Annotated in this window: 27 protein-coding genes; 8 read left to right on the plus strand and 19 right to left on the minus strand. The window is 59.2% G+C overall.

Annotated features, from left to right (window positions below; translation table 11 throughout):
* Nucleotides 1-40 precede the first annotated feature (40 nt).
* Complete coding sequence (locus tag ACH2ED_RS22660; RefSeq protein WP_395095020.1) at nt 41-724, minus strand: fasciclin domain-containing protein; 684 nt, start codon at nt 722-724, stop codon at nt 41-43.
* A 260-nt stretch (nt 725-984) separates the two neighbouring features.
* On the opposite strand from ACH2ED_RS22660, the gene ACH2ED_RS22665 reads away from it, so the two are divergent.
* The 3 genes from ACH2ED_RS22665 to ACH2ED_RS22675 are packed head-to-tail and all read left to right on the plus strand — an operon-like array spanning nt 985 to nt 2,405.
* On the plus strand, nt 985-1,377 hold the full coding sequence (locus tag ACH2ED_RS22665) for a hypothetical protein (protein WP_395095021.1): 393 nt from the start codon (nt 985-987) through the stop codon (nt 1,375-1,377).
* A 24-nt stretch (nt 1,378-1,401) separates the two neighbouring features.
* Nucleotides 1,402-1,971: a peroxiredoxin gene (locus ACH2ED_RS22670; RefSeq protein ID WP_395095022.1), complete on the plus strand. Its 570-nt coding sequence runs from the start codon at nt 1,402-1,404 to the stop codon at nt 1,969-1,971.
* A complete protein-coding gene (locus tag ACH2ED_RS22675) occupies nt 1,971-2,405 on the plus strand; it encodes a TlpA family protein disulfide reductase (protein ID WP_395095024.1) in 435 nt (144 codons plus the stop codon). Before ACH2ED_RS22670 ends, ACH2ED_RS22675 begins: the two co-directional genes overlap by 1 nt.
* Nucleotides 2,406-2,434: 29 nt before the next feature.
* Here the strand turns inward: ACH2ED_RS22675 and fabF are convergent, their stop codons facing one another.
* The 7 genes from fabF to rpmF are packed head-to-tail and all read right to left on the minus strand — an operon-like array spanning nt 2,435 to nt 7,969.
* Nucleotides 2,435-3,709 carry a beta-ketoacyl-ACP synthase II gene (gene fabF / locus ACH2ED_RS22680; RefSeq protein WP_395095025.1) on the minus strand — a complete coding sequence of 425 codons (1,275 nt, stop codon included), beginning with the start codon at nt 3,707-3,709 and terminating at the stop codon, nt 2,435-2,437.
* A 36-nt stretch (nt 3,710-3,745) separates the two neighbouring features.
* Complete coding sequence (gene acpP, locus ACH2ED_RS22685; RefSeq protein ID WP_395095026.1) at nt 3,746-3,982, minus strand: acyl carrier protein; 237 nt, start codon at nt 3,980-3,982, stop codon at nt 3,746-3,748.
* Nucleotides 3,983-4,015: 33 nt separating this feature from the next.
* Complete coding sequence (gene fabG / locus ACH2ED_RS22690; protein ID WP_395095027.1) at nt 4,016-4,768, minus strand: 3-oxoacyl-[acyl-carrier-protein] reductase; 753 nt, start codon at nt 4,766-4,768, stop codon at nt 4,016-4,018.
* Nucleotides 4,765-5,700, minus strand: coding sequence for an ACP S-malonyltransferase (gene fabD / locus ACH2ED_RS22695; RefSeq protein ID WP_395095028.1), 936 nt, complete (start codon nt 5,698-5,700; stop codon nt 4,765-4,767). The genes fabG and fabD overlap by 4 nt, the downstream gene beginning before the upstream one ends.
* Nucleotides 5,697-6,722 carry a beta-ketoacyl-ACP synthase III gene (locus ACH2ED_RS22700; RefSeq protein ID WP_395095029.1) on the minus strand — a complete coding sequence of 342 codons (1,026 nt, stop codon included), beginning with the start codon at nt 6,720-6,722 and terminating at the stop codon, nt 5,697-5,699. Before ACH2ED_RS22700 ends, fabD begins: the two co-directional genes overlap by 4 nt.
* Nucleotides 6,719-7,732, minus strand: a complete 1,014-nt coding sequence (gene plsX, locus ACH2ED_RS22705; RefSeq protein WP_395095048.1) for a phosphate acyltransferase PlsX — start codon at nt 7,730-7,732, stop codon at nt 6,719-6,721. The genes ACH2ED_RS22700 and plsX overlap by 4 nt, the downstream gene beginning before the upstream one ends.
* Nucleotides 7,733-7,777: 45 nt before the next feature.
* A complete protein-coding gene (rpmF, locus tag ACH2ED_RS22710; RefSeq protein WP_309692667.1) occupies nt 7,778-7,969 on the minus strand; it encodes a 50S ribosomal protein L32 in 192 nt (63 codons plus the stop codon).
* Nucleotides 7,970-8,119: 150 nt separating this feature from the next.
* Between rpmF and ACH2ED_RS22715 the strand changes: the two genes are divergently transcribed.
* A complete protein-coding gene (locus tag ACH2ED_RS22715; protein WP_395095030.1) occupies nt 8,120-8,971 on the plus strand; it encodes a metallophosphoesterase in 852 nt (283 codons plus the stop codon).
* A 40-nt stretch (nt 8,972-9,011) separates the two neighbouring features.
* Nucleotides 9,012-11,225 (plus strand): M60 family metallopeptidase, encoded by a 2,214-nt coding sequence (locus tag ACH2ED_RS22720; RefSeq protein ID WP_395095032.1) that lies wholly within the window; start codon nt 9,012-9,014, stop codon nt 11,223-11,225.
* A 25-nt stretch (nt 11,226-11,250) separates the two neighbouring features.
* On the opposite strand, the gene ACH2ED_RS22725 is transcribed toward ACH2ED_RS22720, so the two are convergent.
* The 3 genes from ACH2ED_RS22725 to ACH2ED_RS22735 are packed head-to-tail and all read right to left on the minus strand — an operon-like array spanning nt 11,251 to nt 13,337.
* Nucleotides 11,251-12,075: an aromatic ring-opening dioxygenase subunit LigB gene (locus ACH2ED_RS22725; protein ID WP_395095033.1), complete on the minus strand. Its 825-nt coding sequence runs from the start codon at nt 12,073-12,075 to the stop codon at nt 11,251-11,253.
* Nucleotides 12,076-12,084: 9 nt separating this feature from the next.
* Complete coding sequence (locus ACH2ED_RS22730; protein WP_395095035.1) at nt 12,085-12,780, minus strand: 3D domain-containing protein; 696 nt, start codon at nt 12,778-12,780, stop codon at nt 12,085-12,087.
* Nucleotides 12,777-13,337, minus strand: a complete 561-nt coding sequence (locus tag ACH2ED_RS22735; RefSeq protein ID WP_395095037.1) for a Uma2 family endonuclease — start codon at nt 13,335-13,337, stop codon at nt 12,777-12,779. The genes ACH2ED_RS22730 and ACH2ED_RS22735 overlap by 4 nt, the downstream gene beginning before the upstream one ends.
* Before the next feature lie 67 nt (nt 13,338-13,404).
* On the opposite strand from ACH2ED_RS22735, the gene ACH2ED_RS22740 reads away from it, so the two are divergent.
* Nucleotides 13,405-13,926, plus strand: a complete 522-nt coding sequence (locus tag ACH2ED_RS22740; RefSeq protein ID WP_395095038.1) for a TlpA family protein disulfide reductase — start codon at nt 13,405-13,407, stop codon at nt 13,924-13,926.
* A gap of 15 nt (nt 13,927-13,941) precedes the next feature.
* On the opposite strand, the gene ACH2ED_RS22745 is transcribed toward ACH2ED_RS22740, so the two are convergent.
* The 8 genes from ACH2ED_RS22745 to ilvB form a co-directional block, all read right to left on the minus strand.
* A complete protein-coding gene (locus ACH2ED_RS22745; RefSeq protein WP_395095039.1) occupies nt 13,942-15,498 on the minus strand; it encodes a 2-isopropylmalate synthase in 1,557 nt (518 codons plus the stop codon).
* A 10-nt stretch (nt 15,499-15,508) separates the two neighbouring features.
* Entirely contained in the window at nt 15,509-16,132 is a 624-nt protein-coding gene (locus ACH2ED_RS22750; RefSeq protein WP_395095049.1) for a vancomycin high temperature exclusion protein, read from the minus strand.
* A gap of 23 nt (nt 16,133-16,155) precedes the next feature.
* The gene (locus ACH2ED_RS22755; RefSeq protein WP_395095040.1) at nt 16,156-16,371 is read right to left on the minus strand and encodes a hypothetical protein; all 216 of its coding nucleotides are present in this window, start codon (nt 16,369-16,371) and stop codon (nt 16,156-16,158) included.
* Nucleotides 16,372-16,379: 8 nt separating this feature from the next.
* Nucleotides 16,380-17,438, minus strand: a complete 1,059-nt coding sequence (ilvC, locus tag ACH2ED_RS22760; RefSeq protein ID WP_394794730.1) for a ketol-acid reductoisomerase — start codon at nt 17,436-17,438, stop codon at nt 16,380-16,382.
* An 84-nt stretch (nt 17,439-17,522) separates the two neighbouring features.
* Nucleotides 17,523-18,362 carry a hypothetical protein gene (locus ACH2ED_RS22765; protein ID WP_395095041.1) on the minus strand — a complete coding sequence of 280 codons (840 nt, stop codon included), beginning with the start codon at nt 18,360-18,362 and terminating at the stop codon, nt 17,523-17,525.
* 4 nt (nt 18,363-18,366) lie between these two features.
* Nucleotides 18,367-18,861, minus strand: a complete 495-nt coding sequence (gene ilvN / locus ACH2ED_RS22770) for an acetolactate synthase small subunit (protein ID WP_395095042.1) — start codon at nt 18,859-18,861, stop codon at nt 18,367-18,369.
* Nucleotides 18,858-19,796, minus strand: coding sequence for an MBL fold metallo-hydrolase (locus ACH2ED_RS22775; RefSeq protein WP_395095043.1), 939 nt, complete (start codon nt 19,794-19,796; stop codon nt 18,858-18,860). The genes ilvN and ACH2ED_RS22775 overlap by 4 nt, the downstream gene beginning before the upstream one ends.
* Complete coding sequence (gene ilvB / locus ACH2ED_RS22780; protein WP_395095050.1) at nt 19,783-21,681, minus strand: biosynthetic-type acetolactate synthase large subunit; 1,899 nt, start codon at nt 21,679-21,681, stop codon at nt 19,783-19,785. Before ilvB ends, ACH2ED_RS22775 begins: the two co-directional genes overlap by 14 nt.
* 264 nt (nt 21,682-21,945) lie before the next feature.
* On the opposite strand from ilvB, the gene ACH2ED_RS22785 reads away from it, so the two are divergent.
* Nucleotides 21,946-22,512, plus strand: a complete 567-nt coding sequence (locus ACH2ED_RS22785; protein ID WP_395095044.1) for an RNA polymerase sigma factor — start codon at nt 21,946-21,948, stop codon at nt 22,510-22,512.
* Nucleotides 22,509-22,970 (plus strand): DUF3619 family protein, encoded by a 462-nt coding sequence (locus tag ACH2ED_RS22790; protein WP_395095045.1) that lies wholly within the window; start codon nt 22,509-22,511, stop codon nt 22,968-22,970. Before ACH2ED_RS22785 ends, ACH2ED_RS22790 begins: the two co-directional genes overlap by 4 nt.
* Nucleotides 22,971-22,994 lie beyond the last annotated feature (24 nt).

Below are 22,994 nucleotides of genomic sequence, written 5' to 3' on the forward strand. Positions count from 1 at the left end.
TTTTACATCACCGGTTTTTTTGTCAGGGAAAAATGCCAGACTACTCGTCTTGGGCGACGACACCGTCGGCTGCTATAATCCAGCCGTTGCTCGCTGCTTTCTCTCTCCCAAGAATTTGGACACCGTTGGCCGTGAGCTTGCCACCCTCTGACTTTAAGGCGATGCTACCACCGGTGAGAGTCTTGAGGATCTCTCCCCGTCCAGCAGAGTCGTTGAGTCGGTTGATGTTGTACGCACCTTCGACAGTGAGTGATGCAAGGAAGGTTTTTGCTTGTGCGCTATTGGCGGCTGCCTGAAGCTCACTGACTTTACTCGCACCAAGAGCCTTAATCAGCACGGCACTTGGCATCCAAAACACTGTAAGGGACTTAGAACGGTAGAAGTCTGATTGACCGGAGTTTTTGAGGATGTTCGAGATCTCGTCGTACTCATCCTCATCGTCTGTCATTTCAGGAATGGGTGCCCTTCCGGCAGCAATGGCTCCTTTGATCGTACCGCCTCCAGCGGACTTACCTGCATTCACGATAGCACTGTACGCGGCTCCTACGATGACGGCACCCGCTGCAACACCACCTGCACCCTGAAAGTTTAATAGGCCACCACCGGTGTCCCTGTAGCCGTCCTGTGCCAGACTGACGGAAGGGCGCGCTGGGATTTGCAATGCCACTATCCCAACAATCGCAAACGCTGCTGCTAGACGAATAAAGCGATTCTTTAACTTCATGCTTTGCTCCTGAAACCAATCTCCCCGATCGAAGGGATCTTTCAAAATAGACTCCAGAGGGAGACGAGTACCTCTGTGGGAAAATCATTCGTGAGAGTGATTTTTTGTGATGGTCACTCCCATGCGTAATCAGTATACCCTGATTTATCGCATTTGACCCCTCTTAGAAAAAAAAAGTAGAAGCTTGCAGAAAGTGTGCCAGGATGTGCCAGAAATAGGATTTGTGAGTAACTCTTTCTGCCGGGGGGTATCATATTCTTATGCCTGACAGAATTTTGACGGCGCAGATTGTTGGGGTGGATCCGGAAACCCTTGAAGTCAGCGATACTTTCCCGGGAACCTATGGTTTCTATGTACGTCTCTCACGCGACCCTGGGGCCGAGTGGGCCGCCGAGTTTGAGGGTATCTATAAAATGGCACCCCGAGCGGCACGGCCACCGGTTGTCTTTCGGGGAGACACGCTTTGTGTTTATTTCTTGCCTGCCTATATTCAGGAGCTCACGGAGTACACGGGCTTTCTGACAGATATCGTCACCCAGACCAATCAGGCTGTTGAATGTCGTAATGCTGTCCTGCCTGATGACAACGCCCAGCGCGAGACATTCCGTGAGCTGCTACGCCAGCTTGCTCGCACTTATCAACAGACACGATAAAATAGCCCCGGAGGAACCCAGCGAATGCTTTTCTTTATTCCGATTCTCCTGCTGACCCAGGAAATCTCTGTCAAACCCGTGGTACAAGGCGATCCACAGCCCCCTGTGGCCGCCAAGCCTGCCGATCCCACTCTGGAGCTTGTCGGCAAGAAAGCCCCTGATTTCACGCTACCCGACCAGAACGATAAGGCGGTTGCGCTCAAAGATGCCAAAAAGGCAAAGAAGTGGGTGGTGCTTGCCTTCTATCCTGCTGACATGACGGGTGGGTGAACGATTCAAAATAAATCTTACTCGGCGAGTAAGAATGAATTTGCAAAACTCGGAGCGGTGGCCTACACGCTCTCGACACAAGATACGGCAAGCAAGAAAAAATTCTGTGAGCGCGATGCGCTTACCCATACATTGCTTTCGGATGTGGGAGGCAAGGTAGCAGAGGCTTACGGAGTCAAGAATGCCAGTGGCATGGCAAAGCGCGTGACGTTCTATATTAGTCCCAAGGGAAAGATCGTGGCGGTGGACTCACCCACCAAGGTGCAAAATGCCGCAGAGAATGCTCTGGCGATGCTCAAGAAACTGCAGGAGACCAAACCCTAATGTCTGGTCCCGCTCCGATTGATCCGACGGTTCTGAAGGCGGTTGTCGCGAAAAACAAAGGTAAGGTTGTCGTTGTCAACTTCTGGGCCTCGTGGTGTGTTCCATGCAAGCAGGAGTTTCCCGATCTCGTCGCCGCGGTGAAGGCTTCGGGAGCGACTCTAATCACGATTGCCTGCGACTCGCCGCAAGACGCCGCGACAAAGTCCGCGAAGTTCTTGGCGACTCAGGGGGCGACGTCAAATGCGTTCTTTAACAAGGCCAACACGGATATTGCGGCCTTTCTGAAGTGGCTGGAACCCAAGGCACCGCCCGCGTCCCCGATTCCACGGACGTATCTGTTCAGCCCGTCGGGTAAGCTCGTCAAGACAATGGCGGGCAAGCACGATGCGGCAACTTTCACCAAAGAGATTAACGCCGCCAAAGCGACGAAGTAGAAAGACGCCCCGGTTTATCGGGGCGAAATTCAGGCTTTCTTAAACACTAAGACTGCGTTGTGGCCACCAAAGCCGAAGTTGTTACAGACCGCGACATCCACGTTCATCTTGCGGGCGACATCGGGGACGCAGTCTACCACGCAGTCAGGGTCCGGGGTTTCGTAGTTGATGGTCGGGGGCACGAGGCCCTCAGCAATGGAGAGTACAGTGGCCGCGGCTTCGATTCCACCCGCGCCGCCCAGTAAGTGTCCGGTCATAGACTTTGTGGCACAAACGGCGAGACTATCAAAGTGATCTCCAAACACGGAGCGCAGCGCCGCGACTTCCGCTTTATCTCCAAGTGGCGTCGAAGTGGCGTGGGCATTGACATGCTGCACTTGCTCGGGCTCAAGCCCGGCATTTTTCAGTGCGTAGCTCAGGGCGCGCGCAACTCCGTTGCCATCGGGTGGGGGAGAGCTCATGTGATACGCATCCGCGGTCATGCCGTAGCCCGCGAGCTCGGCGTAGATATGGGCTCCGCGCGCCTCCGCGTGCTCAAGAGTCTCCAGAATCAGAATCCCTGCGCCCTCACCGATCACAAAGCCCGAGCGATTCGCATCAAAGGGCCGCGATGCCGCTGTGGGATTGTCGTTGAAGTTCGAGGCCATGGCCTTCATATTGGAGAAGCCCGCGATGGAGACCGGCACGACGCCCGCCTCCGCACCACCGGAGATCATGACATCGGCAGCGCCCCGTCGGAGAATTTCCAGGCTATCTCCCAGGGCATGGGCACTGGACGCGCAGGCGGTTGTGGTACAGGAGTTGGGGCCTTTTGCGCCTGTGAGGATTGAAACGTGCCCCGAGGCCATATTGCCAATCATCATGGGAACCAGAAACGGCGAGACGCGGCTAGGGCCTTTCTCGACCAGAATCCGCACTTGGTCTTCGAGAGTTTGCAGGCCACCGATGCCCGAGCCAATCACGACTCCGACGCGCTCGGCGTTTTGCTCGGTGACGCTCAGACCTGCGTCTTCCAGTGCCAGAAGCGACGCGGCGACAGCGAACTGGACAAAGCGATCCATCCGCTTGGCCTCTTTGCGATCCATGTAGGCAGTGGGGTCAAAGCCCTTGACCTCGGCGGCGATCTTGACATCGAAGCGCTCTGAATCAAAGAGCGTGATCGGCCCGACTCCACAGACACCCGCAGTCAGGTTTTTCCAGTAGGCATCTTTCCCGATGCCCAGTGGCGTGACCGCTCCGATTCCCGTTACAACAATGCGCTTATTCACGTTGATTTGGATACCATAAAAAACAAACGGCGGCATAGGACCTTCGTCCCATACCGCCGCTTTACTGGGTAATTAACTCTTGGTTTTCTCTTCGATGTAGTCAATCGCCTGCTGGACGTTGGTGATTTTCTCGGCGGACTCATCGGGAATCTCGATGTCGAACTCCTCTTCGAGGCCCATGACGAGCTCCACAACGTCTAGGGAGTCGGCCCCCAGATCATCCACAAAAGAGGCTTCTGGAGTGACTTCTTTCTCGTCAACTTCCAACTGCTCCACAACAACCTTCTTCACACGCTCAAACGTAGACATTTCCTTATGCTCCTAAAATATAAAGCTTGGGGCCTAGACAGTCAATCCACCATCCACTGTGAGTATTTGCCCCGTGATATACGACGCTGCATCCGACGCCAGAAACGCCACTGCTGCGCCCACGTCCTCTACTGACCCGAACCGGCCCAGCGGGATTTTCTCTAAAAGCTTCTCTCGCGAGTCGCCCGAGACGAAATCGGTCATCTGGGTATCTATAAAGCCCGGTGCTACAGCGTTCACCGTGATGTTGCGTGAGGCTAGCTCGCGCGCCACGCTCTTGGTGAATCCGATCATACCCGCTTTCGATGCGGAATAATTCGCCTGCCCGGGGCTTCCTACCTGCCCATTGACCGAAGTAATATTGATGATACGCCCAAACTTTTGCTTGAGCATGATCTTGGCGGCGGCACGGGTGCACAGAAACGTCCCTTTAAGGTTCGCATCCAGCACGCCGTCCCAGTCTTCCTCGCTCATGCGCAGCAGTAGGGTGTCGCGGGTGATTCCCGCATTGTTGACCAGAATGTCTACTCGCCCGAGCTGCTCTTTCACTGTGGCGAAGAGGCTCTCCACCGAAGCGGCTTCACTGACATCGCACTGGATTGCCAGTGCGGTGCAGCCCATCTCACGCACAGCCTCCGCAACGGCCTCGGCATCGGCGATACGGGTGCGTGCGGTGATGACGATATTGGCTCCCGCGCGGGCCAGTGCCAGTGCGATCCCACGTCCGATCCCACGGCCACCACGCCCGGCGCCCGTGACAATCGCTATTTTTCCTGCGAGGCTCATTGTCTTAGTCCCTCACTCACCACGGCAAGGCTTGTGGGGTCACCTACCGAAAAAACTACCGCCTCTGGTGCGATGCGCTTGATCAGTCCCGCCAAGACTTTGCCATTGCCACACTCCACAAAATGCGTGTAGCCGTCTCCCCAGAGTCGCTGGATTGTCTCGGTCCAGCGCACCGGCCCGGCGACTTGCGCACCCAGGTTGGCCTTCACTTCCTCCGCCGTCGTTTCGTAGTCCGCAGTGACATTGGCAACGACCAGGAGCTTCGGATCCGCGATAGGGAAGTTGGCGATCACAGGCCGTAGCACGGTGGCGGCAAACTCCATCAGCGGCGAATGAAACGCCCCCGAGACCTCTAGCGGCAAGATGCGCTTAGCTCCGCGCTCTTTTAAGACAATCGCCGCTGCGGCAATAGACATCGCCTCTCCGGAGATGACCACTTGGCCGGGGCAGTTGTCGTTGGCAGGCACGACAACATGCCCCACGCTATTTAGGGAATCACAGATTTCCTTTACGACACGGGCATCCAGCCCCAGAACAGCGGCCATGGAGCCGGGATGCAGGCGTGCCGCCTCCGCCATAGCCAGCGCTCGCTGCTGCACCAGTTTTGCGCCCGTTGCCACATCAAAAGCCTCCGCAGCTACCAGCGCCGCGTACTCACCGACCGAGTGGCCTGCAACAACCGAGGGAACGAGGCCCGCTTCACGGCAGGCCGCCAGCACAGCGACACTGGTTGCAAACAGACAAGGTTGTGTGTTTTTAGTCTCCCGGAGAATGGCCTCTGGTCCCTCAAAGCAGAGCTTAGAGATCGCCTCCCCACAAGCATCGTCCACGATCTCAAAGGCGGCACGGGCGGCGTCGGATCTCTGAAAGAGCTCACTGCCCATGCCCACCGCCTGGGAACCCTGACCGGGAAAGACAAACGCAAGCTTCATGGCTTGAGCTTACCCCATCGAATGACATTTGCTCCCCAGGCGAGCCCGGCACCAAAGCCGATGGTAACAACAATATTGCCCTCGACGATCCTGCCATCCTGCCACGCTTCGTACAGGGCAAGGGGCACGGATGCGGCGCTGGTATTACCGTAGCGGTCTATATTGACCGCCACTTTATGGCTCAGCGAGCCGTCGCTCTCCACCAGGCCCATCCGCTCGGCGGCCGCTTGAATGATACGAATATTGGCTTGGTGGGGAACGAGCATGTCCACATCGCTCTCGGTCATTCCCGCTCGGTTAAGTGCCTTGAGTGCCGTCTCCCCCATCACTTTTACACCGAACTTAAAGACTGCTTTACCGTCCATGTGCGCCGTGTTCTCTTTGCCCGCCAGTAGCTCCGGTGTCATTGGGTGACGGCTGCCCCCAGCGGGAAGATTGAGTAAGCACGCACCGCTGCCATCGGCTCCTAGATCGGAGGCTAGTAGGCCACTCTCATCGTCACTGGGCTGGAGAAGCACGGCCCCGGCGGCATCTCCAAAAAGAATACAAGTGCTCCTGTCTTCCCAGTTGACAACACTCGACATCTTTTCCGCTCCGATCACCAGTACATTCTGGGCGCGTCCTGTCTCGACAAACTGCGCTCCGACGTCTAGGCCGTGTGCGAAGCCTGCGCAGGCGACGGAGATATCAAAAGCGGTGGTTCGTGGAGCCCTCAGTGCATTCTGGACGAGCATGGCAGTTGCGGGGAAGTTGTTAAAGTCCGGGGTGCACGTCGCAACCACGATCACATCAAGCTGGGCGGCCGTAATACCTGCACGATCTAGTGCTTCCTGCGCGGCCTTTGTTGCCATATCGGAGGTGGCTTCGTTTGCCGCCGCGATACGACGCTCCCGGATTCCCGTGCGCTGGACAATCCATTCGTCGTTGGTATCAACTAGTTTCGAGAGCTCATCGTTGGTCAGTACTCGCTCAGGAGTATATTTTCCGATACCGGCAATCGTGGCCCGCCGCAGCGTCCTCATTTTTTGGGCATTCCTTCTAGGGCGGATTTTACCGCATTTACGTAGCCGGAGCGCACCGCCTGAGTCGCCAGTCGCAGTCCACTGAAGATTGCACGAGCATTGGAGCGGCCATGAGCGATGAGCGACAATCCATTGACTCCCAGGAGCGGCGCTCCGCCGTATTCCGCGTAGTCTCCCGCCGCAATGAGCTTTTTGAGAGCGGACTTGAGCACGGCCCGCTCGCCGTCGGTCTGGGCCTCGGCGAGAGTGCGCTGTACATGGACGATGGCAAGCTTGCCCATGCCCTCGGCGGCCTTGAGCAAGATATTGCCCTCGAATCCGTCGGCTACGATCACATCCACGCCGCCCTCAAAAAGATGGCTACTCTCGATATTACCGACAAAATTAATGGGGAGCTCTTGTAGGAGTGGCCGAGATTTCTTGACCAGCTCATTGCCCTTGGTGTCTTCTTCGCCGTTGGAGAGCAGGGCGACGCTGGGGTTTGCGATGCCCAGTACGTGCTCGGCATAGAGTGCGCCCAGAAGCGCAAAGTCGGCTAGATGCGAGGGTTGGCAGTCCACGTTGGAGCCCGCATCCACCAGAAGACAGTGCCGTCCCGTCTCCGTAGGAAGAAGGGAGGCGATGGGAGGGCGGCTAATTCCGGGTAAGCGCTCGATAATCAGCAGAGCCGCGAGCATACACGCGCCGGTGTTTCCCGCGGAGAGAGTTGCCTGCGCATCGCCGGTTTTTACCAGCTTGGCGCAGAGCGAGATAGAGGACTCCGGTTTTTTACGGATTGCCTCCATCGGGTGCTCCTCCATGGTGACAAACTGAGGGGCGTGAATAACAGGCAGGCGCGTGTCGCCGTCCGCTTCGCAGGCGACGAGCTCCGCGGCGATGATTTGCGCATCGCCGACCAGCAGAACACGAACGCCCTCTCCAATATCGGAGCGGACAAAGTCAACCGCGCCACGAACGATCGCCGCAGGGGCATGATCGCCCCCGACGGCATCAAGCGCTATCGAGATCACTTCGGGCAAGAGCGGGCTTCCCGATTTAAGACTTTAATGGGGTACCTACGCCGTGGCTTCCGCCTTGGGGGTTAGCCACTGACGGCCATTGTAGTAGCCACAACCCGCGCAGATGTAGTGGCTACGAGCCATCTCATTGCAGCGTTTGCAGTAGGTCAGGGTCGGGGGAGTGAGCTTATAGTGCGTTCGGCGCTTGGCCTGACGGGTGCTCGAATGTCGTCTCTTTGGCAGGGGCATAGTAGCGGTCCTTGGTATTCTCTAGGAAATCGGTGGCGTACGGCGATTTTCACCGTCACACAGAAGTGCGAGTATACAGCGAGTTCTCCTTTTTCGCCACTATTTACACGTGGGAACCTTTTTAGAGTGTGCTTGCGTATCTAAGAACCTATGAACTTTGCGAAACAAAGTAATTCGCCGATACTGTCACGGCACGCCGCTACCCGCCGAGGCTTCTTCCAACTCTGCGCAGGAGTGACCGCCGTTGCCCTTGCGGAGGGCTTAGTGGAGCCTTTTACACTGGAGGCTATCTCCCATGAAATCCAGCTCCCGAATCTGCCTAAGGCACTGGACGGTCTCAAGGTGGTTCAGCTTACCGATCCGCACCGGGGCGAGCTCACTCCCGACTCCATCATCCGCGCTGCCATACGCCAGGCTGCTGCCTGGCAGCCGGATCTCGTGGTGCTGACGGGCGACTACGTGCGCTGGGATGCCGCCGATACGCTGCCGTTCGCGCGGCTTCTGGAGCCGCTCACGCCGCGTCTAGGGATGATCGGTATCCTGGGGAACCACGATTATGAGTATCCCAACCGAGTCGCTCGAACTCTCACGGATGTTGCGGGGGTGCGGATGCTCCGCAATGCCAACCTTGAAGTTGCCTCTGGCCTCTGGGTCTCCGGGATCGAGGACACCTGGAAGGGAATTCCTGACCCCGCTGAGGCCCTCCAGAGTGTCTCAGGTGACGCCGCACTGCTTTTTCTGACCCATAACCCGGTGGGGGTTCGCTACGTCCAGGATCGCCCCTGCATTGCGCTCTCCGGCCACACGCACGGCGGCCAGTTTCGCGTCCCTGGCATTGCCCCTCACTTCCCGCCCGGCATGGAAGGCTTCGCCCAGATAGACGGCTGGGGCACCTACGACAAAGCTCGACTCTATATCTCTCGCGGAATCGGCTGCACTGCCTATCCCATCCGGCTCAACTGTCCCCCGGAAGTCACCCTCTTTACACTCAGGGCTGCGTAGCCAGTTGACAAGCGGCGCTGCCTAGTGGTAGGGTCTGAGTATGCCGTTTGTTGTTCCGGTGGCACTCTACGCCACCCTTGCTCGCTCGCCACAGACCGATCTTGCTGCTCTGTTAACCAATGTCACGGAGCTTATTGCGCCGGGGGCGATTCCCGGTCCGCTCTCTGTTTTTGGGGATAATGCCTTTGTCGTGATGGCGGGGCGTGAGGGGAAGCGCCGCCTGCCCATGATCGCAGCAAGTCGCTTTGAGCGGGGACGTGTCGTGGCGCTCGGCCACGATGGTTTTCTCTCAGCAGATGCCCTTCGCAGTCTGGACAATACCCAGTTCCTGCTGAATGCTGCTCGCTGGGTGCTGGCGATGCCCACATCCTCCGTCGCGGTGGTGGATAAGCCTCAGGTGGCTGAGGTGCTGGAGAAGGCGGGGATTAAAGTGGTGCGCTTGAGCACTGCGCAGTTCCAGAGCCAGATTGAGTCCCCGGGCTTTGATGCCGTGGTGATGAATGCGACGGCGCTGGACGGTAAAGCCGGTGTGCGAATGGGGCAGGCGCTGACCGTCTTTGTGCGGGGCGGGGGCGGCGTGGTGATGGACTCCCTGGGCTGGGGCTGGCTCCAGACCCACCCCGGGCAGGTACTCAGTGGGGATCACGGGGGTAACAAGCTCTTTGCGCGGCTGGGTATTGCCTGGGCGGATGGCTTCTTTGAGACAACGGGCACAAAGGGCTGGAAGGCCGAGTCTGGGCCGCTGGAGCTGCTCCATGCACGAACGGCACTCACGGCACTCCAGAGGCATGCAGAAGGCACAGGGGTACTCTCTGCCGATGATCTGGCGCAAGTGGGACAGACTCTTACCAGTGCGATTGGGCCGCTACCGGGCGATGAGCCACGGTTCTTGCCACAGGTGGCTGCTCTCACAAGACGCTTTGCGAGAAATGTGGTCTTCCCTATTGGCCTAGATCAGCCGGTTGCCCGCCTCAGCATGGTGCTGGAGCAGAGCGCGCTCCGTCGCGCTCCGGCAGATCGTCAGCCCGCCCCTATCTCCTCGGGATCGTTTCCTGGTGCTGTAGCCTTCGATGCACCACGCCTAGAGAGTCAGACTATCACGCTGGAGGGCGGCATCCCTGGCTGGCAGGGAACGGGGCTCTATGCCGTGCCGGGAGCACCACTGACTCTGACGGTGCCGAAAGAGCTGCTTGGTAAGGGACTCTCGGTGCAGATCGGCTCCCACACCGACACGCTCTGGCACCTGGAAAAGTGGGAGCGCTTCCCTGAGATCACGCTGCACCGCTTGTTCATACAGCCCACACAGAAGCTTGCGAGCGCATTTGGGGGGACGGTATTTCTCGAAGTGCCCGAGGGCTTTCCCAAGGGCCGCCTTTCGGTCACTATTTCCGGGGCGGTTGCCGCGCCTCGTTTCGTCCGTGGTGTCACGCCTGCGTCCGAGTGGCGTAGTCGCATTCGGAATACCCCTGGGGCTTGGTCGGAGCTGGAAGGCAATAGTATCATTCTCTCGGTACCCTCTAGCGTGGTGCGCACTCTCGACGATCCTGAGGCCCTGATGACCTACTGGGACGAGGTCGCCGATCTTGCCGCCGAGCTGTACCAGATCCCGAAGGAGCGGCCCCGGCCCGAGCGCTACGTGGTAGACAAGCAGATCAGCGCGGGCTACATGCATTCGGGTTACCCAATCATGACCTACGGTGACGATATCGCGCGGCGCTTTGTCGATCTGACGGTTCTGCGTGGCAGGAGCGGCGAACCAAACTGGGGGTTCTATCATGAGCTGGGCCATAACCATCAGCGGGAGTGGTGGACTTGGGAGGGTTGCGGCGAAGTCACCAACAACCTACTCTCGCTCTACTGTTGCGAGAAGCTTAACGGGGATAAGATCGGCCACCCTGCGATGGAGCCCAAGGCAGTACGGGAGCGTCTGCAAGCCCATGTGTCCGCGGGAAGCCCCTACGAAAAGTGGAAAGACGATCCGTTTCTTGCTCTCACGCTCTTTGCTCAGCTCCGGGATGCTTTTGGCTGGGAAGCGTTTCAGCGTGTCTTTGCGGAGTACGAAAAAGCTTCCAAAGAAGCTCTGCCTCGCACCGATGAGCAGAAGCGTGATCAGTTTATGCTGCGCTTCTCGCGCACTGTAAACAAAAACCTCGGGCCATTCTTCACCGCCTGGGGAGTGCCCACTAGTGAGGCCGCCCGCAGCCAGATCGCTCGCCTGCCCCGCTGGATGCCTCGGGATTGGCCCAAGAAGTAAGATTGCTCTTGTTCATGGGAGCGACTCACTGGGCTTCGTATGCTGCCACTGCCATGCCGAAGTAGGTAGGGGCCTCGTAGGAGAGAAGCTCGCCGGTGAGGGGCGTGTGGCCGAGCGCTCCGGCGAGAATAATCGTCTGCCAGAACGCGTCCACTTTGGCGTCTTCAAGAAATGCCTCATCCCACTCTAGCAAGCTGCCCAGGTCTTCCGAGACAATTGCCGCGCACATCTTGCCATCGTGCTCCGCGCTGACCGGTGAAAAACCGTAGGGGCCATCGGGATCGTGGGCGTGGCCCTGGTCGCACGAGGCAATCAGCGCGATGCGCTTCGGAGTTGCGGCGGCGCACCGGGCGAGTGCCACACCAAAGCGCACGAGGGTCTCACGCGGCAAGCTCCGGTCTGGCGCAACAATCACCGTCTGTGGGCGTGGGCTGGTGAGGGGATGCGCCGTGAACCAGAGCGGGATCACCGCCCCCCAGTCCAGCGGCAAAACGGCCTTCTCTTTCGAGTCGTCGCCCACCAGCCGCGCCAGGGGAATCGGGACTTTCTCGCACTCCGTATGGAGCGCTGCCGTAAACGCAAGGTCGCTCTCGAACGCCACTTTGATGTGCTTACCATCGGGCTCCCCAACAATCCCGGCGGCGTGGCGCGTGCCACTGATCGAGAGAGCGCCCTCCACCACGATCCCATGAGGGGTCAAAACAACGACAGTGTCTATCTTGGCGGCGGTAAAGCGGCGGCCCAGCTCCTGCATCGCGGCGCGGGTCTTGGCCATAAGCCCTAGATCGTCGGTGAGCTGGGGGACAATTTCGCTCCCGTGGGGTGCGATGGCGGCAAAAACAAGGGACATGGGGCTATTTTATCCCAGCACGAGCACTTTGCGGCGGACACGGCCTACGAGAGCGGCGGCTTCGTCGGTATCGTGGCCGAGGTCAATGCGCAGGCCCTTGATCGCGCCGCCGGTATCTAGCGCGATACAAAAGCCGTAGTCCTCCACCCAGAGCCGGGTTCTTAGCGGGATGACACGGGGGTCTACGGCAACCGTGCCGTACCCTACAGCCGTCTCCAGCTTGGTTCTATCCCCCCACCGCCCATTCTCGCCGGGCCCGTAGCCGGTAGCAGTGAGTGTTAGCAAGCGCTTGCCCTCGACGCGTGTGCCATCCTCCAGCTTGATCGTCGCAGAAAGGGGGACCGTCTCAGCCACGCTCGCCTCTTCGTCCGGAGCCATGCTGCTTGCCTTCTCCCAGCGCATTGCCTTGAGCGCCATGCCCCGGCCCAGATCAATCCCCGTCACGCGTAACGCATCGCCTTCCTCAAGCACCGGCGGATCGTCTAGGTCCGCCAGCACGATGCGCTTGGCGCGCGGCGTATCAAACGCCACCTTGGCCCCATCAGCGAGCGTGACTTGTGTGACGCGCAGGATAAGATCGCTGCACTCGAAATAGGAGTAGAGCACTGTTCCCAGAAGTTGGACGGTTTTCTTCTGAGTGAGTGCAAAAGCGGGAAGAGGAAGCAATGAAGCGGCAGAGGTTAGCAGAAGATCACGCCGAGTCATACAGCAACCCGGTAGTAGATTTCGTCTAGTGTAATTGCTACGCTCACGCTAGAGAGAGTCAGCGTCTCCTCACGCCGCGCCAGTCGCTCGTAGAGCCAGAGGCCACTTGTCTGACGGGTGTAGCGCTCCACGCTCACTTTGTCTTGAGCAACCAGAATGTACTCCTGAAGTGAGGCGGATTGTTGGTAATCCGCAAATTTTTCGCCTCGGTCGTTTGCTTCGGTGCTGGGTGAGAGCACTTCGAAAATCACCGTGGGGTTTGTCAGTACATCGCTTGCCTCGCTGCCGAAGACAGGCTCGCCACAGACCACAATCACATCGGGATAGGTATAGCGCATCGCTGTCACCCGCGTCTTAAGATCGCTGGGATAGACATCGCAAAGCTTACCCTTAAGCTGCTGATGAAGTTCCCCCACCAGGTTGGCAACAATGCGGTTGTGAGGAGGAGAAGCTCCCGCCATCGCCACCACTTCGCCGTCGCGATACTCACTCCGACAGGCCCGTTGCCGCTCCCAGGTAAGATACTCCTCCGGGCTTAGTTTCTGTGCTGCTTTCATAGTCACTATTGTACCGTGTGAACTTTTAGAGGATTTTTGCTGTATGAGAGAGAGGAGACTTGAAATTTTGAAGACAATAATTGCGGCGAGCCTCGCACTCGTGGGGATTTTGGGCTTGGGAGTGATGAGCCGCGGGGCCGGGGGAAAAGTGGTGGTGACACCTATTGATGCCGTCGGACTAAAGAAAGAAGCGGCGACACACAAAGGGCGTGTCGTAGTGATTAACTTCTGGGCAACCTGGTGTCCGCCCTGCCGTGCGGAGTTCCCAGAACTTGTCGCGACGCAGAAAAAATACGCCGCAAAAGGCGTGGACTTGCTTACCGTCACCCTCGACGATCTCGATGACAAGGCAAAGGCGGCAGAGTTTCTGAGCCAGCAGGGGGCCACTACCGGAGCCTTTATCAACAAAAAGGGCGGAGAGCCAGACCTGGGCTACTTCAAGTGGCTCGATGGTAAAGTGCCCGATAGCCTGGGGATTCCGCGCACCTATATTCTGGATCGAAAGGGGCGCATCAGCTCGCGGCTGATCGGCGGGCAGAGCGCGTCGGAGTTCGAGGACGCCGTCAAGAAGGCGCTGGCGGCCAAATGAACGAGGGGGGGGCTCTCACACCCCCACACGCTCGCTTGCGGGTTGCGTGACGCGGCCCGGCTGGTTGAGGAGCTGCTTGTTCAGCGCGTTGAGGTAGGCTTTGGCGGCGGCGACGATGATATCCGTGTGGGCGGCGTGACCGGAGAAGACCTCCTCGCCGGAACGAACTCGGATCGTCACGGCGGCCTGCGCGTCCGTGCCCTCGGTGACGGACTGGAGGCTGATCTCGATCAGCTCATTGGGCACCTTGACAATACGATTGATTGCCCGGTAGATCGCGTCCACGGGGCCATTCCCGGTGTCTGCGTCCATCAGCACGGCGCGGTTGGCGTGGCGGAGCTTGACAGTCGCGGTGGGAATGGCGCTGTCTCCGCAGGTCACTTGGAGCTGGACAAGCTCGTAGGTTTGATTGACTAAACGCGCCTCGTCGGTGGCGAGTGCCTCCAAGTCCTCGTCGTAGATCGTCTTCTTCCGATCCGCCACTTCCAAGAAACGTTCGTAGACTTTCTCAAAGGCAGGGTCTTCGAACGTATGGCCGAGTACTTCGAGCCGATGCTTGAGTGCGGCGCGGCCTGAACGCGGCGAGAGAATGATCTTGCTCTCGCTGATACCCACATCGGCGGGGTCCATGATCTCGTAGGTAGTGCGCTCTTTGAGAATGCCATCTTGATGAATGCCCGAGCTGTGTGCAAAGGCATTGGCCCCTACAATGGCCTTATTGGGCTGCACCAGAATCCCCGTGCGGTTGCTCACCAGGCGGCTGGTCTTGAAGAGCTCACGGGTGATGATCCCCGTTTCGAGGCCGTAGTGATCGCGGCGGGTCTTGAGCGCCATCACGACCTCTTCCAGGCTGGTATTTCCCGCCCGCTCCCCAATCCCGTTGATCGTGCACTCAATCTGCCGTGCGCCGTTCTTGGCGGCGGCAAGCGAGTTGGCGACGGCCAGTCCGAGATCGTCGTGGCAGTGCGCGGAGAAGATGGCTTTGTCGGCGTTGGGGACGCGCGTCAGGAGCATCTTGAAGATCGCGCCGTACTCCTCAGGTGTGGCGTAGCCGGTGGTATCGGGGACATTGATCACGGTCGCTCCGGCGTTGATGACCGCCTCGACTACGCGGCAGAGATAGTCAGGATCGGCCCGGCCCGCATCTTCGGTGAAGTACTCGATGTCCTCACAGCCAAGCGACTTTGCGTAGGCAACGGCGCTAACCCCCATCTCCAGGGCCTCATCGCGGCTCTTGCGCAGCTTGTGTTTTAAGTGGTTGTCCGAGACCCCCAGACCCGTGTGAATCCGAGGGCGCTTGGCCGATTTAAGCGCGTCCCAGGCCACATCAATGTCTTTGCGAACCGCACGTGTCAGCCCGCACACCGTCGCGCTCTGCACTTGCTTGGCAATGCGCTGGACGGCATCAAAATCCCCCGGCGACGAGATCGGAAAACCCGCCTCGATAACATCCACCCCGAGGCGCTCAAGCTGCCGGGCGATCTCTAGCTTCTCCTCGACGTTGAGTGCAGCCCCCGGCGACTGCTCACCATCGCGCAGGGTGGTGTCAAAAATATGTACTCGGTTGCTCATAAAATCTTTCTTATCCGCCGATGGAGATGCGCTCCCCTAAAAACTTGGGGCGGGTGCGAAGTACCCACGCATCTAGCACTGCCTGCGCCCGAGCGAGTATCTCGCGCAGGGCGGTTTTTCCCTGCGGAAAGTTGCCGGTGCCTGCATCGTAGGCCACGGCCTCTATTTCGTTTGCACTGGCCAGAAAGAGCGCTCGCTCGTTGTGAAAGCGCTGCGAGATAATTGTCAACTTGCTCTGCCCAAAGACTTCTTTTGCCCGAATCAGAGAGTCGAGTGTCCGAAAGCCCGCGTAGTCGCAGGCGATCTTCTCCTTGGGCACTCCGGCTGCCACTAAATCCCGCTTCATGGTCACCGGCTCGTTGTAGTGACTGGTGCGGTTATCGCCCGAGACCAGCAAAAACTCCACTTTTCCGGCTTTGTAGAGCTTCGCAGCGGCGGTGATTCTCTGGGTGTAGTAGGCGTTGTGCCGCCCCCTAGCTACGAATTTATTCGTCCCCAGCACCAGCCCCACATGGTTTGGTGGGAGCGCAGTCAGCGCGTCAAAATGCCGCCCTGATGCGCCTCCGACCACGATAAGCTGGCAGGCGATAATCAGAACCAGTGGCAGGGTGAGCAGAAGCGCCAGCACAGCCATCACGCGCCGTACCGCTCGCTTTTTTAGTGTTTTTGCTGCACCTCGGGGGTGCGCAGATACCAGACTAATGCCCATAGTAGTACTGTGACGACGATAATCCCGACTCCTGCCAGGCATCCCAGGCAGGTCTTGTCCACATCGCCGATCTTTGACGCCAGCGTGGGGAAGCGGTCCCGGTCCGCACGGGCCGGAAGCTCTTCAGAATCCAGGGCTGTCTTCCCCTCGCTAGCATCACTCATTGTTTATTTTAGAGCTCGATCTTGCTCTGAACGCTTTGCTGTACGGGCACCTCGGTCTGAGTGGTGGCAGTGGCAGGTTTCTTCATCCAACTCATCATACCCCGAAGCTCACGCCCGACCACTTCAATGAGATGATCGTTGTCGCGCTTTGCCAGGGCGTTGAAGCTCGGGCGATTCGCTTTATTCTCTAAAATCCACTCTTTGGCAAACTGCCCGGTCTGGATTTCATCAAGGATACGCTTCATCTCGGCCTTCGTCTCGGAACCGACGATGCGTGGGCCACGGGTCATGTCGCCAAACTGCGCGGTGTCGGAGATGGAGTAGCGCATCCCGGCGATCCCGGACTCGTACATTAAATCAACGATGAGCTTGAGCTCGTGGAGGCACTCGAAGTAGGCGATCTCCGGCTGGTAGCCCGCCTCGACCAGGGTCTCAAACCCGGCTTTTACGAGCGCTGTCGCACCGCCGCAGAGCACCACTTGCTCGCCAAAGAGATCGGTCTCGGTCTCCTCCTTGAACGACGTTTCCAGCACGCCCGCACGGGTGCCACCCACGCCCTTTGCCCACGCCAGAGCGCGTGCTTTGGCCAAACCAGTAGCATCCTGGTGAATCGCGATCAGGCAGGGCACGCCCGCGCCCTCGGTGAAGACACGGCGCACGAGATGACCGGGGCCTTTGGGGGCGCACATAAACACGTCCACATCGGTCGGAGGCACGATCTGCCCAAAGTGAATATTGAAGCCGTGCCCAAACGCAATCGCCTTACCCGCCGTCAGGTGCGGCTTGATCTCGGCGTTGTAGAGATCTCCCTGGAACTCATCGTTCACCAGGATCATGATCACATCGGCCTTCTTGGAAGCCTCCGCGACGGTCAAAACCTCGAAGCCATCCGCAACCGCCTTGTCCCAGCTCTTGCCCGGACGCAGCCCGATAATCACCTTCATCCCAGACTCTTTGAGGTTCAGCGCATGCGCGTGCCCCTGCGAGCCGTAGCCAATGACCGCGAGGGTCTTCCCCACCAACACATCAAACGACGCATCAGCGTCATAGTAAATCGTAACAGGCATAGTTATTTATTTTCTTTCTTACTGCAAGTTCACACGGCTCGAAAGCCTCGCAGTCTGTTGCCAAAATCCCAACAAAAAGGGCAATTAGTCGAGTCCGTTCCTCCGCCAAGCCGCGACGGTTGTTGGGGCAGCGCTTCCGCCGCCGCTCTCTGATTCTGCGACAGCGTCTTCGAGCCGCCGCGCATTGCCGCCTGCTAGGACAGGCGTTCGGGGCAGAAGCGGCGCGGGAACGGGGGCATCGGGGTCTTCGTCGCCGCTTTCTTCCTCACCTTTGCTGTCTTCTGGTTTGGGGCGATCTAAAGCCTCTCGGTAGACTTCTCTCAGATACGCGGCGCGGGCTTCGTCGGTGTCGAAGAGAAGTGCGGTTTGGCCGGTTTCATCGGTGACGATCAGGCAGAACTTCCAGTCGGCATCGTGGGCAAAGAGGAGGCGGTTGTCCTTGGGATAGACGGGGCGGATGTCCCAGTAGATTTCCTCCAGCAGGCCGGAGGGGACGGGGATCTCGCGCATTGTCGCCCTCTCTCCGGAATCCATCTCTCCGCCATTTCGTGTGACCACTCGTTCCTCGTTGGGAAGAGAGGCTGGCATCTCCCCTGGCCCCTCTTCCTGCGACGGAGGAGCGACAGGGGAAGAGGGGGTGGCGAGGAACGAGCCGGGGGAGATGGACCCCGCAGGCGATGCTAGCAGCGGCAGCTCATCACGGAGCTCCGCGAGAAAGGCACTATCTGGAGTGGTGGTATCGCCCAGCAGCGAGTGGATCTGCTGGGACGACGCGGCGTCGGTGAGGCGCAGCAGGCGGGTGAGCTCCGCCAGCAGCGCTTCTTGATCGTCGGTGAGGACGGCTGTTTCCATCGTCAGGCGGCGTAGCTCAGAGAGCTTACCGGCCACCTCATGACAGAGTGCATCAAACTCCGGGTAGTGCATAAAATTACACCGTCCGTGAGCCTCGCATCAGCGCGATCCGGCCCGTGCGGACCAGCTCGCGGATGCCGTAGCTCTCCATGAGTTTCTCAAACGCGTCTATTTTTTCCGCGCCGCCGGTCACTTCTACCACAAAGGCTTTATCCGTGGTGTCAATGATCTTACCGCCGAACACTTGGGTCACAAGCTGGATCAGCTCGACTTGCCGCTCCGGGGCAACTGTCACTTTAATCAGAGCCAGCTCGCGCTCAAGCATCGGGGTATTGACATAGTCGTAGACCTTGAGCACATCGAGCAGCTTATGGAGCTGCTTGGTGATCTGCTCTAAAATATCTGCATCGCCGCCCACCACCAACGTCATCCGGCTGACATTGGGATCGTCGGTGATCGAGACCGTGAGGCTCTCGATATTATAGCCACGGCGGGCAAAGAGGCCAGAGACGCGGGCGAGGACGCCGGGGCGGTTCTCCACCAGAACGGTGATCGTATGTGTTTCTGTCATGAGTTTTGTTTGCGTTTCAAAAGAAAGTAAGCACCTGCCACCAGCGCTCCGAGCGCGACGGTCTTAGCGAGTTGTTTCGCCGGGTCTTGGGTGGCAGGCGCGATGATCAGACTGCCATCGGTGGCCTGGCGCACGGGCTCCCCGATGTAGCGACCTTTTCGAGCGATAGCGAACCACTGGGTGAGCTTGTCCAGTGGTGCATTCACCAGAGGATCGCCGTGGCCAAAATAGAGTGTCCGGAGGCGCAGTGCAAGAATCGTCTCCAGGCTCTTGCGGGTGGCGAACCAGTCCGTCGTAAAGGGCGGTGGAGGCCAGGTAAGCTCTCGGCGCGGTCGCCAGGTATCCAGCTTTAAGTTCATCAGAGCATCACCCGCAATCAGTGTCCGTGTGGCTTCCTGCCAAAAGCCCACTTGCCCGGGCGTGTGCCCAGGAAGGGGAATGACTTCCCAGCCCAGAGGCCCCTCGGTCAGTGGCTGAACAAAGGGCCGCAGGTCTTTGCCGTGCGTGCTGGCAAAGCGCGACGCAAGAGAGAGCCAGCCGCCGCAAGAGCTCGGGTCGGCGGGGGGGTAGTCGCACTGACCCGTCAGAAACGGCAGCTCCGCCTCGTGAGCAAAGATCGGCACGTTCCAGTAGGCCGCGAGCGCCGCCGCACTGCCCACATGATCATAGTGCCCATGTGTGAGATAGATACCCGTGGGCGCGCCCTTACCGTAGCGCCGCTGCGCCTCTCGGACAATCGCCGAGAAGTGTAGCGGGAGCCCCGTGTCAATCAGCGCCCAGTCGCCCCCCGGCTCACCACTGTCAATAAAGTAGACATTGACGAAACCGAGGGAGAACTGCCCACCCCCTAACCCCCGCCCGGCGGGGGGACAATAAGGAATTTCCGCATGTCCCCCCTGTTGGACGGGGGATGGGGGGCTACTACCGCGCGACATCCACGACCTCGTTTGGCTCGGGGACGCGGGTGTCCTTGGGCTCGAAGTGGCAGACACTGGGCGGAGCGAGCGCGGGCTCGGGCTTGCGCACCATCATCTCGTTGATCGTCTGCCCCGACGGAATCATGGGGAAGACATTGCTCTCTTTGTTGACACGAATGTCCATCACTACAGGGCCATCGTGCTCCATGGCGCGCTTCAGAGTGGCTTCCAGCTCCTCGGGCTTGTCGCAGATCAGGCCCAGAATCCCGTAGGCCTCGGCCAGCTTCACAAAGTCCGGGGCTTGCTCCAGATTCACCGACGAGTAGTGCTTCTGCCAGAACATTTCCTGCCACTGACGCACCATCCCGAGGAACTGGTTGTTGAGGATCATCACTTTCACGGGTAGCTTGTAGATGCTGGCGACCATCAGCTCCTGAATGCACATCTGGATCGAGCCGTCGCCCGAGATGCACCAGACCGGCTCCTTGCCCTCCGAGGCGAACGATGCGCCAATGGCGGCGGGCAGGCCGAAGCCCATGGTGCCCAGCCCACCCGACGTAATAAACTGCCGGGGCTTGCGGGTGCCAAAATGCTGCGCCGCCCACATCTGGTGCTGACCCACGTCACTGGTGACGTAGGTGTCAATGCCTTGGGTCAGCCGACACAGGGTCTCGACCACGTACTGCGGCTTGATCAAGTCGTCGCTGTTCTTGTAGCTCAGGCACTCGCGCTTGCGCCAATCATTGATCTGCCCCCACCAAGATGACATGGCCTGCACCTCGGGGCGCAACGGCGTGTCCTTGACGAAGGCAATCATTTCTTGCAGCACGTCTTTGGTGTCGCCGACGATGGGAATGTCGACCTTGACCCGCTTGGAGATCGACGAGGGGTCGATGTCAATGTGGATGATCTTGCGTTCCACTGAGGCAAAGTGCTTGGGATTGCCGATCACCCGGTCGTCAAAGCGAGCACCAACCGCCAACAAAACGTCGCAGTGCTGCATCGTCATATTGGCCTCGTAAGTGCCATGCATCCCCAGCATGCCCAGAAACTTGGGGTCAGACGAGGCGATGCCGCCCAAGCCCATCAGCGTGTTGGTGCACGGGAACCCCAGCAGGTCGGCCAGCTCACGCAACTCGGCCGAGGCATTGCCCAGGATCACGCCGCCGCCGGTGTAGATGTAGGGCCGCTTGGCCGTCAACAGCAACTGCATCGCCTTGCGAATCTGGCCGCCATGTCCCTTTTTGACCGGGTTGTAGGAGCGCATCTCCACCTTGTCGGGGTAGCTGAAAGCGCAAGTCTTGGACGACACATCCTTGGGAATATCGACCACCACCGGGCCAGGCCGGCCGGTGCGGGCGATGTGAAAGGCCTTCTTGAGCGTCAGCGCCAGGTCACGCACATCCTTGACCAGGAAGTTGTGTTTGACGATCGGCCGGGTGATGCCCACGGTGTCGCATTCCTGGAACGCATCCAGGCCGATCGCCGGCGTGGGCACCTGGCCGGTGATGATCACCATCGGGATCGAGTCCATGTAGGCGGTGGCAATGCCGGTGATGGCATTGGTCACGCCCGGACCACTGGTGACCAGCGCCACGCCCACTTCACCGGTGGCGCGCGCGTAGCCATCGGCGGCATGCACAGCGGCCTGCTCGTGGCGCACCAGCACATGTTGGATGGTTTCTTGCTTGTAAAGCGCGTCGTAGATGTAGAGCACCGCCCCGCCGGGGTAGCCCCACAGGAACTTGACGTTCTCAGCTTGCAGGCAACGTACCAGAATCTCGGCACCGTTGGGCTCGACGGGCGGTACGACTGCGGCCGATGTCGAAGAATTGGCGGCTTGCGGTGAAGCCAGAAGCGCCGACGTGGCACTGCGCTTGATTTCTGCGGAAGACATGTCCATGAAGAACCTCTGTGAATTTCTCTGACGAAAATCCATCGGTGTCCCTTTTCGCACCCTCGTGAGGCGGATTCGGAACCTGGGAGATCAAAAACAAATGGCCCCCCGGGTGGGCGGGCCAGCTTGAGACCAATGACGATTTGTGCTTAGCAGCATTATCACATCACTTGCCTGGCGTGCCCCACACTGGCGTGTGACGCGCCAGCCCGGTGCCATAATCCGGCGCGGTTTGAAACCGCCCCCAATCGGGTGAAGCGGGTCTCAACCTTGGCGAGCGACAAAGAACTCTCAGATTTCCTAAAAAGCGTTGAGCGACGCGCCTTTAAGCGCACTGTTTATGCGGTGCGCGACGACGACGCTGCACTCGACGTGGTCCAGGATTCCATGATCCGCCTCGCGGACAAGTACGCCGACCGGCCCGCCGCCGAGCTGCCTCTGTTGTTCCAGCGCATCCTGTCGAATGCCACGATGGACTGGTTTCGGCGCCAAAAGGTGCGGAACTCGGTGCTGAAAAACATGTCGGATTTCGACGTCGGCTCGGACGACGGAGACTTCGACCTGCTGGAAAGCCTGGAATCGGCCGAGGGCATGCTCGGTGCCGAAAGTGCGGCCGAAACCGTGTCCCGGTCACAGATCTTGCTTCTCATCGAGGCGCAAATTGGCGAGCTGCCGGGCCGTCAACGAGAAGCCTTCCTGTTGCGTTACTGGGAAGAGCTTGATGTTGCAGAAACAGCATCCGTCATGGGCTGCTCCGAGGGCAGTGTGAAAACACATTGTTCCCGGGCCGTTCATGCTTTGGCCAAGGCACTCAGAACCAAGGGACTCGCGCCATGAATCACCCCATCACCTTGTCGGGCACGCCGCCAGCGCCGATGCACCTCGAATTGCTCGAAGGTCAGGTTGCGTTGCGCATGACTGCGGCCCTGAGTCACGGTGCCCAATCTCTGCCCCACGACATCTCCGAGCGGCTGCGTTTTAGCCGCGAGCGCGCGCTGGAATTGGCGGTTCAACAGCGTCGGGTCGCCGCTGCGGCCACTGCGCCGCAGGTGGTTAGCGTCTCGGGCCGTTCAGCGGTCCTGGGCGGCCCGCCTTCGATCTGGTTGAGGCTGGCATCAGCGCTGCCGCTGGTCGCGCTGGTGGGCGGCTTGGTGTTGATCCAGAACCACCACGATCTGGAGCAAATCCACGCAGCCGCTGAGATCGACAGCGCCTTGCTGGCAGACGAGTTGCCACCCGCGGCCTACCGTGATCCCGGCTTCTCAGAGTTTTTGCACGCCGGCGACGCGCCCTGAGCGCGGACGGTTCAGTGACTATTG

Source organism: Armatimonas sp., assembly GCF_043757465.1.
In the GTDB taxonomy this organism is placed as follows: domain Bacteria; phylum Armatimonadota; class Armatimonadia; order Armatimonadales; family Armatimonadaceae; genus Armatimonas.

Excerpts from the sequence above, each read along its gene's own strand:
- ilvB (WP_395095050.1), bottom strand. The coding sequence starts at position 21,681 with ATGGACATGTCTTCCGCAGAAATCAAGCGCAGTGCCACGTCGGCGCTT.
- ACH2ED_RS22790 (WP_395095045.1), top strand. The coding sequence starts at position 22,509 with ATGAATCACCCCATCACCTTGTCGGGCACGCCGCCAGCGCCGATGCAC.
- ilvC (WP_394794730.1), bottom strand. The coding sequence starts at position 17,438 with ATGCCTGTTACGATTTACTATGACGCTGATGCGTCGTTTGATGTGTTG.
- ACH2ED_RS22725 (WP_395095033.1), bottom strand. The coding sequence starts at position 12,075 with ATGTCCCTTGTTTTTGCCGCCATCGCACCCCACGGGAGCGAAATTGTC.
- ACH2ED_RS22755 (WP_395095040.1), bottom strand. The coding sequence starts at position 16,371 with ATGAGTGATGCTAGCGAGGGGAAGACAGCCCTGGATTCTGAAGAGCTT.
- ACH2ED_RS22775 (WP_395095043.1), bottom strand. The coding sequence starts at position 19,796 with ATGTCGCGCGGTAGTAGCCCCCCATCCCCCGTCCAACAGGGGGGACAT.
- ACH2ED_RS22750 (WP_395095049.1), bottom strand. The coding sequence starts at position 16,132 with ATGGCTGTGCTGGCGCTTCTGCTCACCCTGCCACTGGTTCTGATTATC.
- ACH2ED_RS22715 (WP_395095030.1), top strand. The coding sequence starts at position 8,120 with ATGAACTTTGCGAAACAAAGTAATTCGCCGATACTGTCACGGCACGCC.
- ACH2ED_RS22765 (WP_395095041.1), bottom strand. The coding sequence starts at position 18,362 with ATGCACTACCCGGAGTTTGATGCACTCTGTCATGAGGTGGCCGGTAAG.
- ACH2ED_RS22730 (WP_395095035.1), bottom strand. The coding sequence starts at position 12,780 with ATGACTCGGCGTGATCTTCTGCTAACCTCTGCCGCTTCATTGCTTCCT.
- ACH2ED_RS22700 (WP_395095029.1), bottom strand. The coding sequence starts at position 6,722 with ATGAGGACGCTGCGGCGGGCCACGATTGCCGGTATCGGAAAATATACT.
- ACH2ED_RS22745 (WP_395095039.1), bottom strand. The coding sequence starts at position 15,498 with ATGAGCAACCGAGTACATATTTTTGACACCACCCTGCGCGATGGTGAG.
- fabD (WP_395095028.1), bottom strand. The coding sequence starts at position 5,700 with ATGAAGCTTGCGTTTGTCTTTCCCGGTCAGGGTTCCCAGGCGGTGGGC.
- fabG (WP_395095027.1), bottom strand. The coding sequence starts at position 4,768 with ATGAGCCTCGCAGGAAAAATAGCGATTGTCACGGGCGCCGGGCGTGGT.
- ACH2ED_RS22660 (WP_395095020.1), bottom strand. The coding sequence starts at position 724 with ATGAAGTTAAAGAATCGCTTTATTCGTCTAGCAGCAGCGTTTGCGATT.
- fabF (WP_395095025.1), bottom strand. The coding sequence starts at position 3,709 with ATGCCGCCGTTTGTTTTTTATGGTATCCAAATCAACGTGAATAAGCGC.
- ACH2ED_RS22675 (WP_395095024.1), top strand. The coding sequence starts at position 1,971 with ATGTCTGGTCCCGCTCCGATTGATCCGACGGTTCTGAAGGCGGTTGTC.
- ilvN (WP_395095042.1), bottom strand. The coding sequence starts at position 18,861 with ATGACAGAAACACATACGATCACCGTTCTGGTGGAGAACCGCCCCGGC.
- acpP (WP_395095026.1), bottom strand. The coding sequence starts at position 3,982 with ATGTCTACGTTTGAGCGTGTGAAGAAGGTTGTTGTGGAGCAGTTGGAA.
- ACH2ED_RS22735 (WP_395095037.1), bottom strand. The coding sequence starts at position 13,337 with ATGAAAGCAGCACAGAAACTAAGCCCGGAGGAGTATCTTACCTGGGAG.
- rpmF (WP_309692667.1), bottom strand. The coding sequence starts at position 7,969 with ATGCCCCTGCCAAAGAGACGACATTCGAGCACCCGTCAGGCCAAGCGC.
- ACH2ED_RS22665 (WP_395095021.1), top strand. The coding sequence starts at position 985 with ATGCCTGACAGAATTTTGACGGCGCAGATTGTTGGGGTGGATCCGGAA.
- ACH2ED_RS22720 (WP_395095032.1), top strand. The coding sequence starts at position 9,012 with ATGCCGTTTGTTGTTCCGGTGGCACTCTACGCCACCCTTGCTCGCTCG.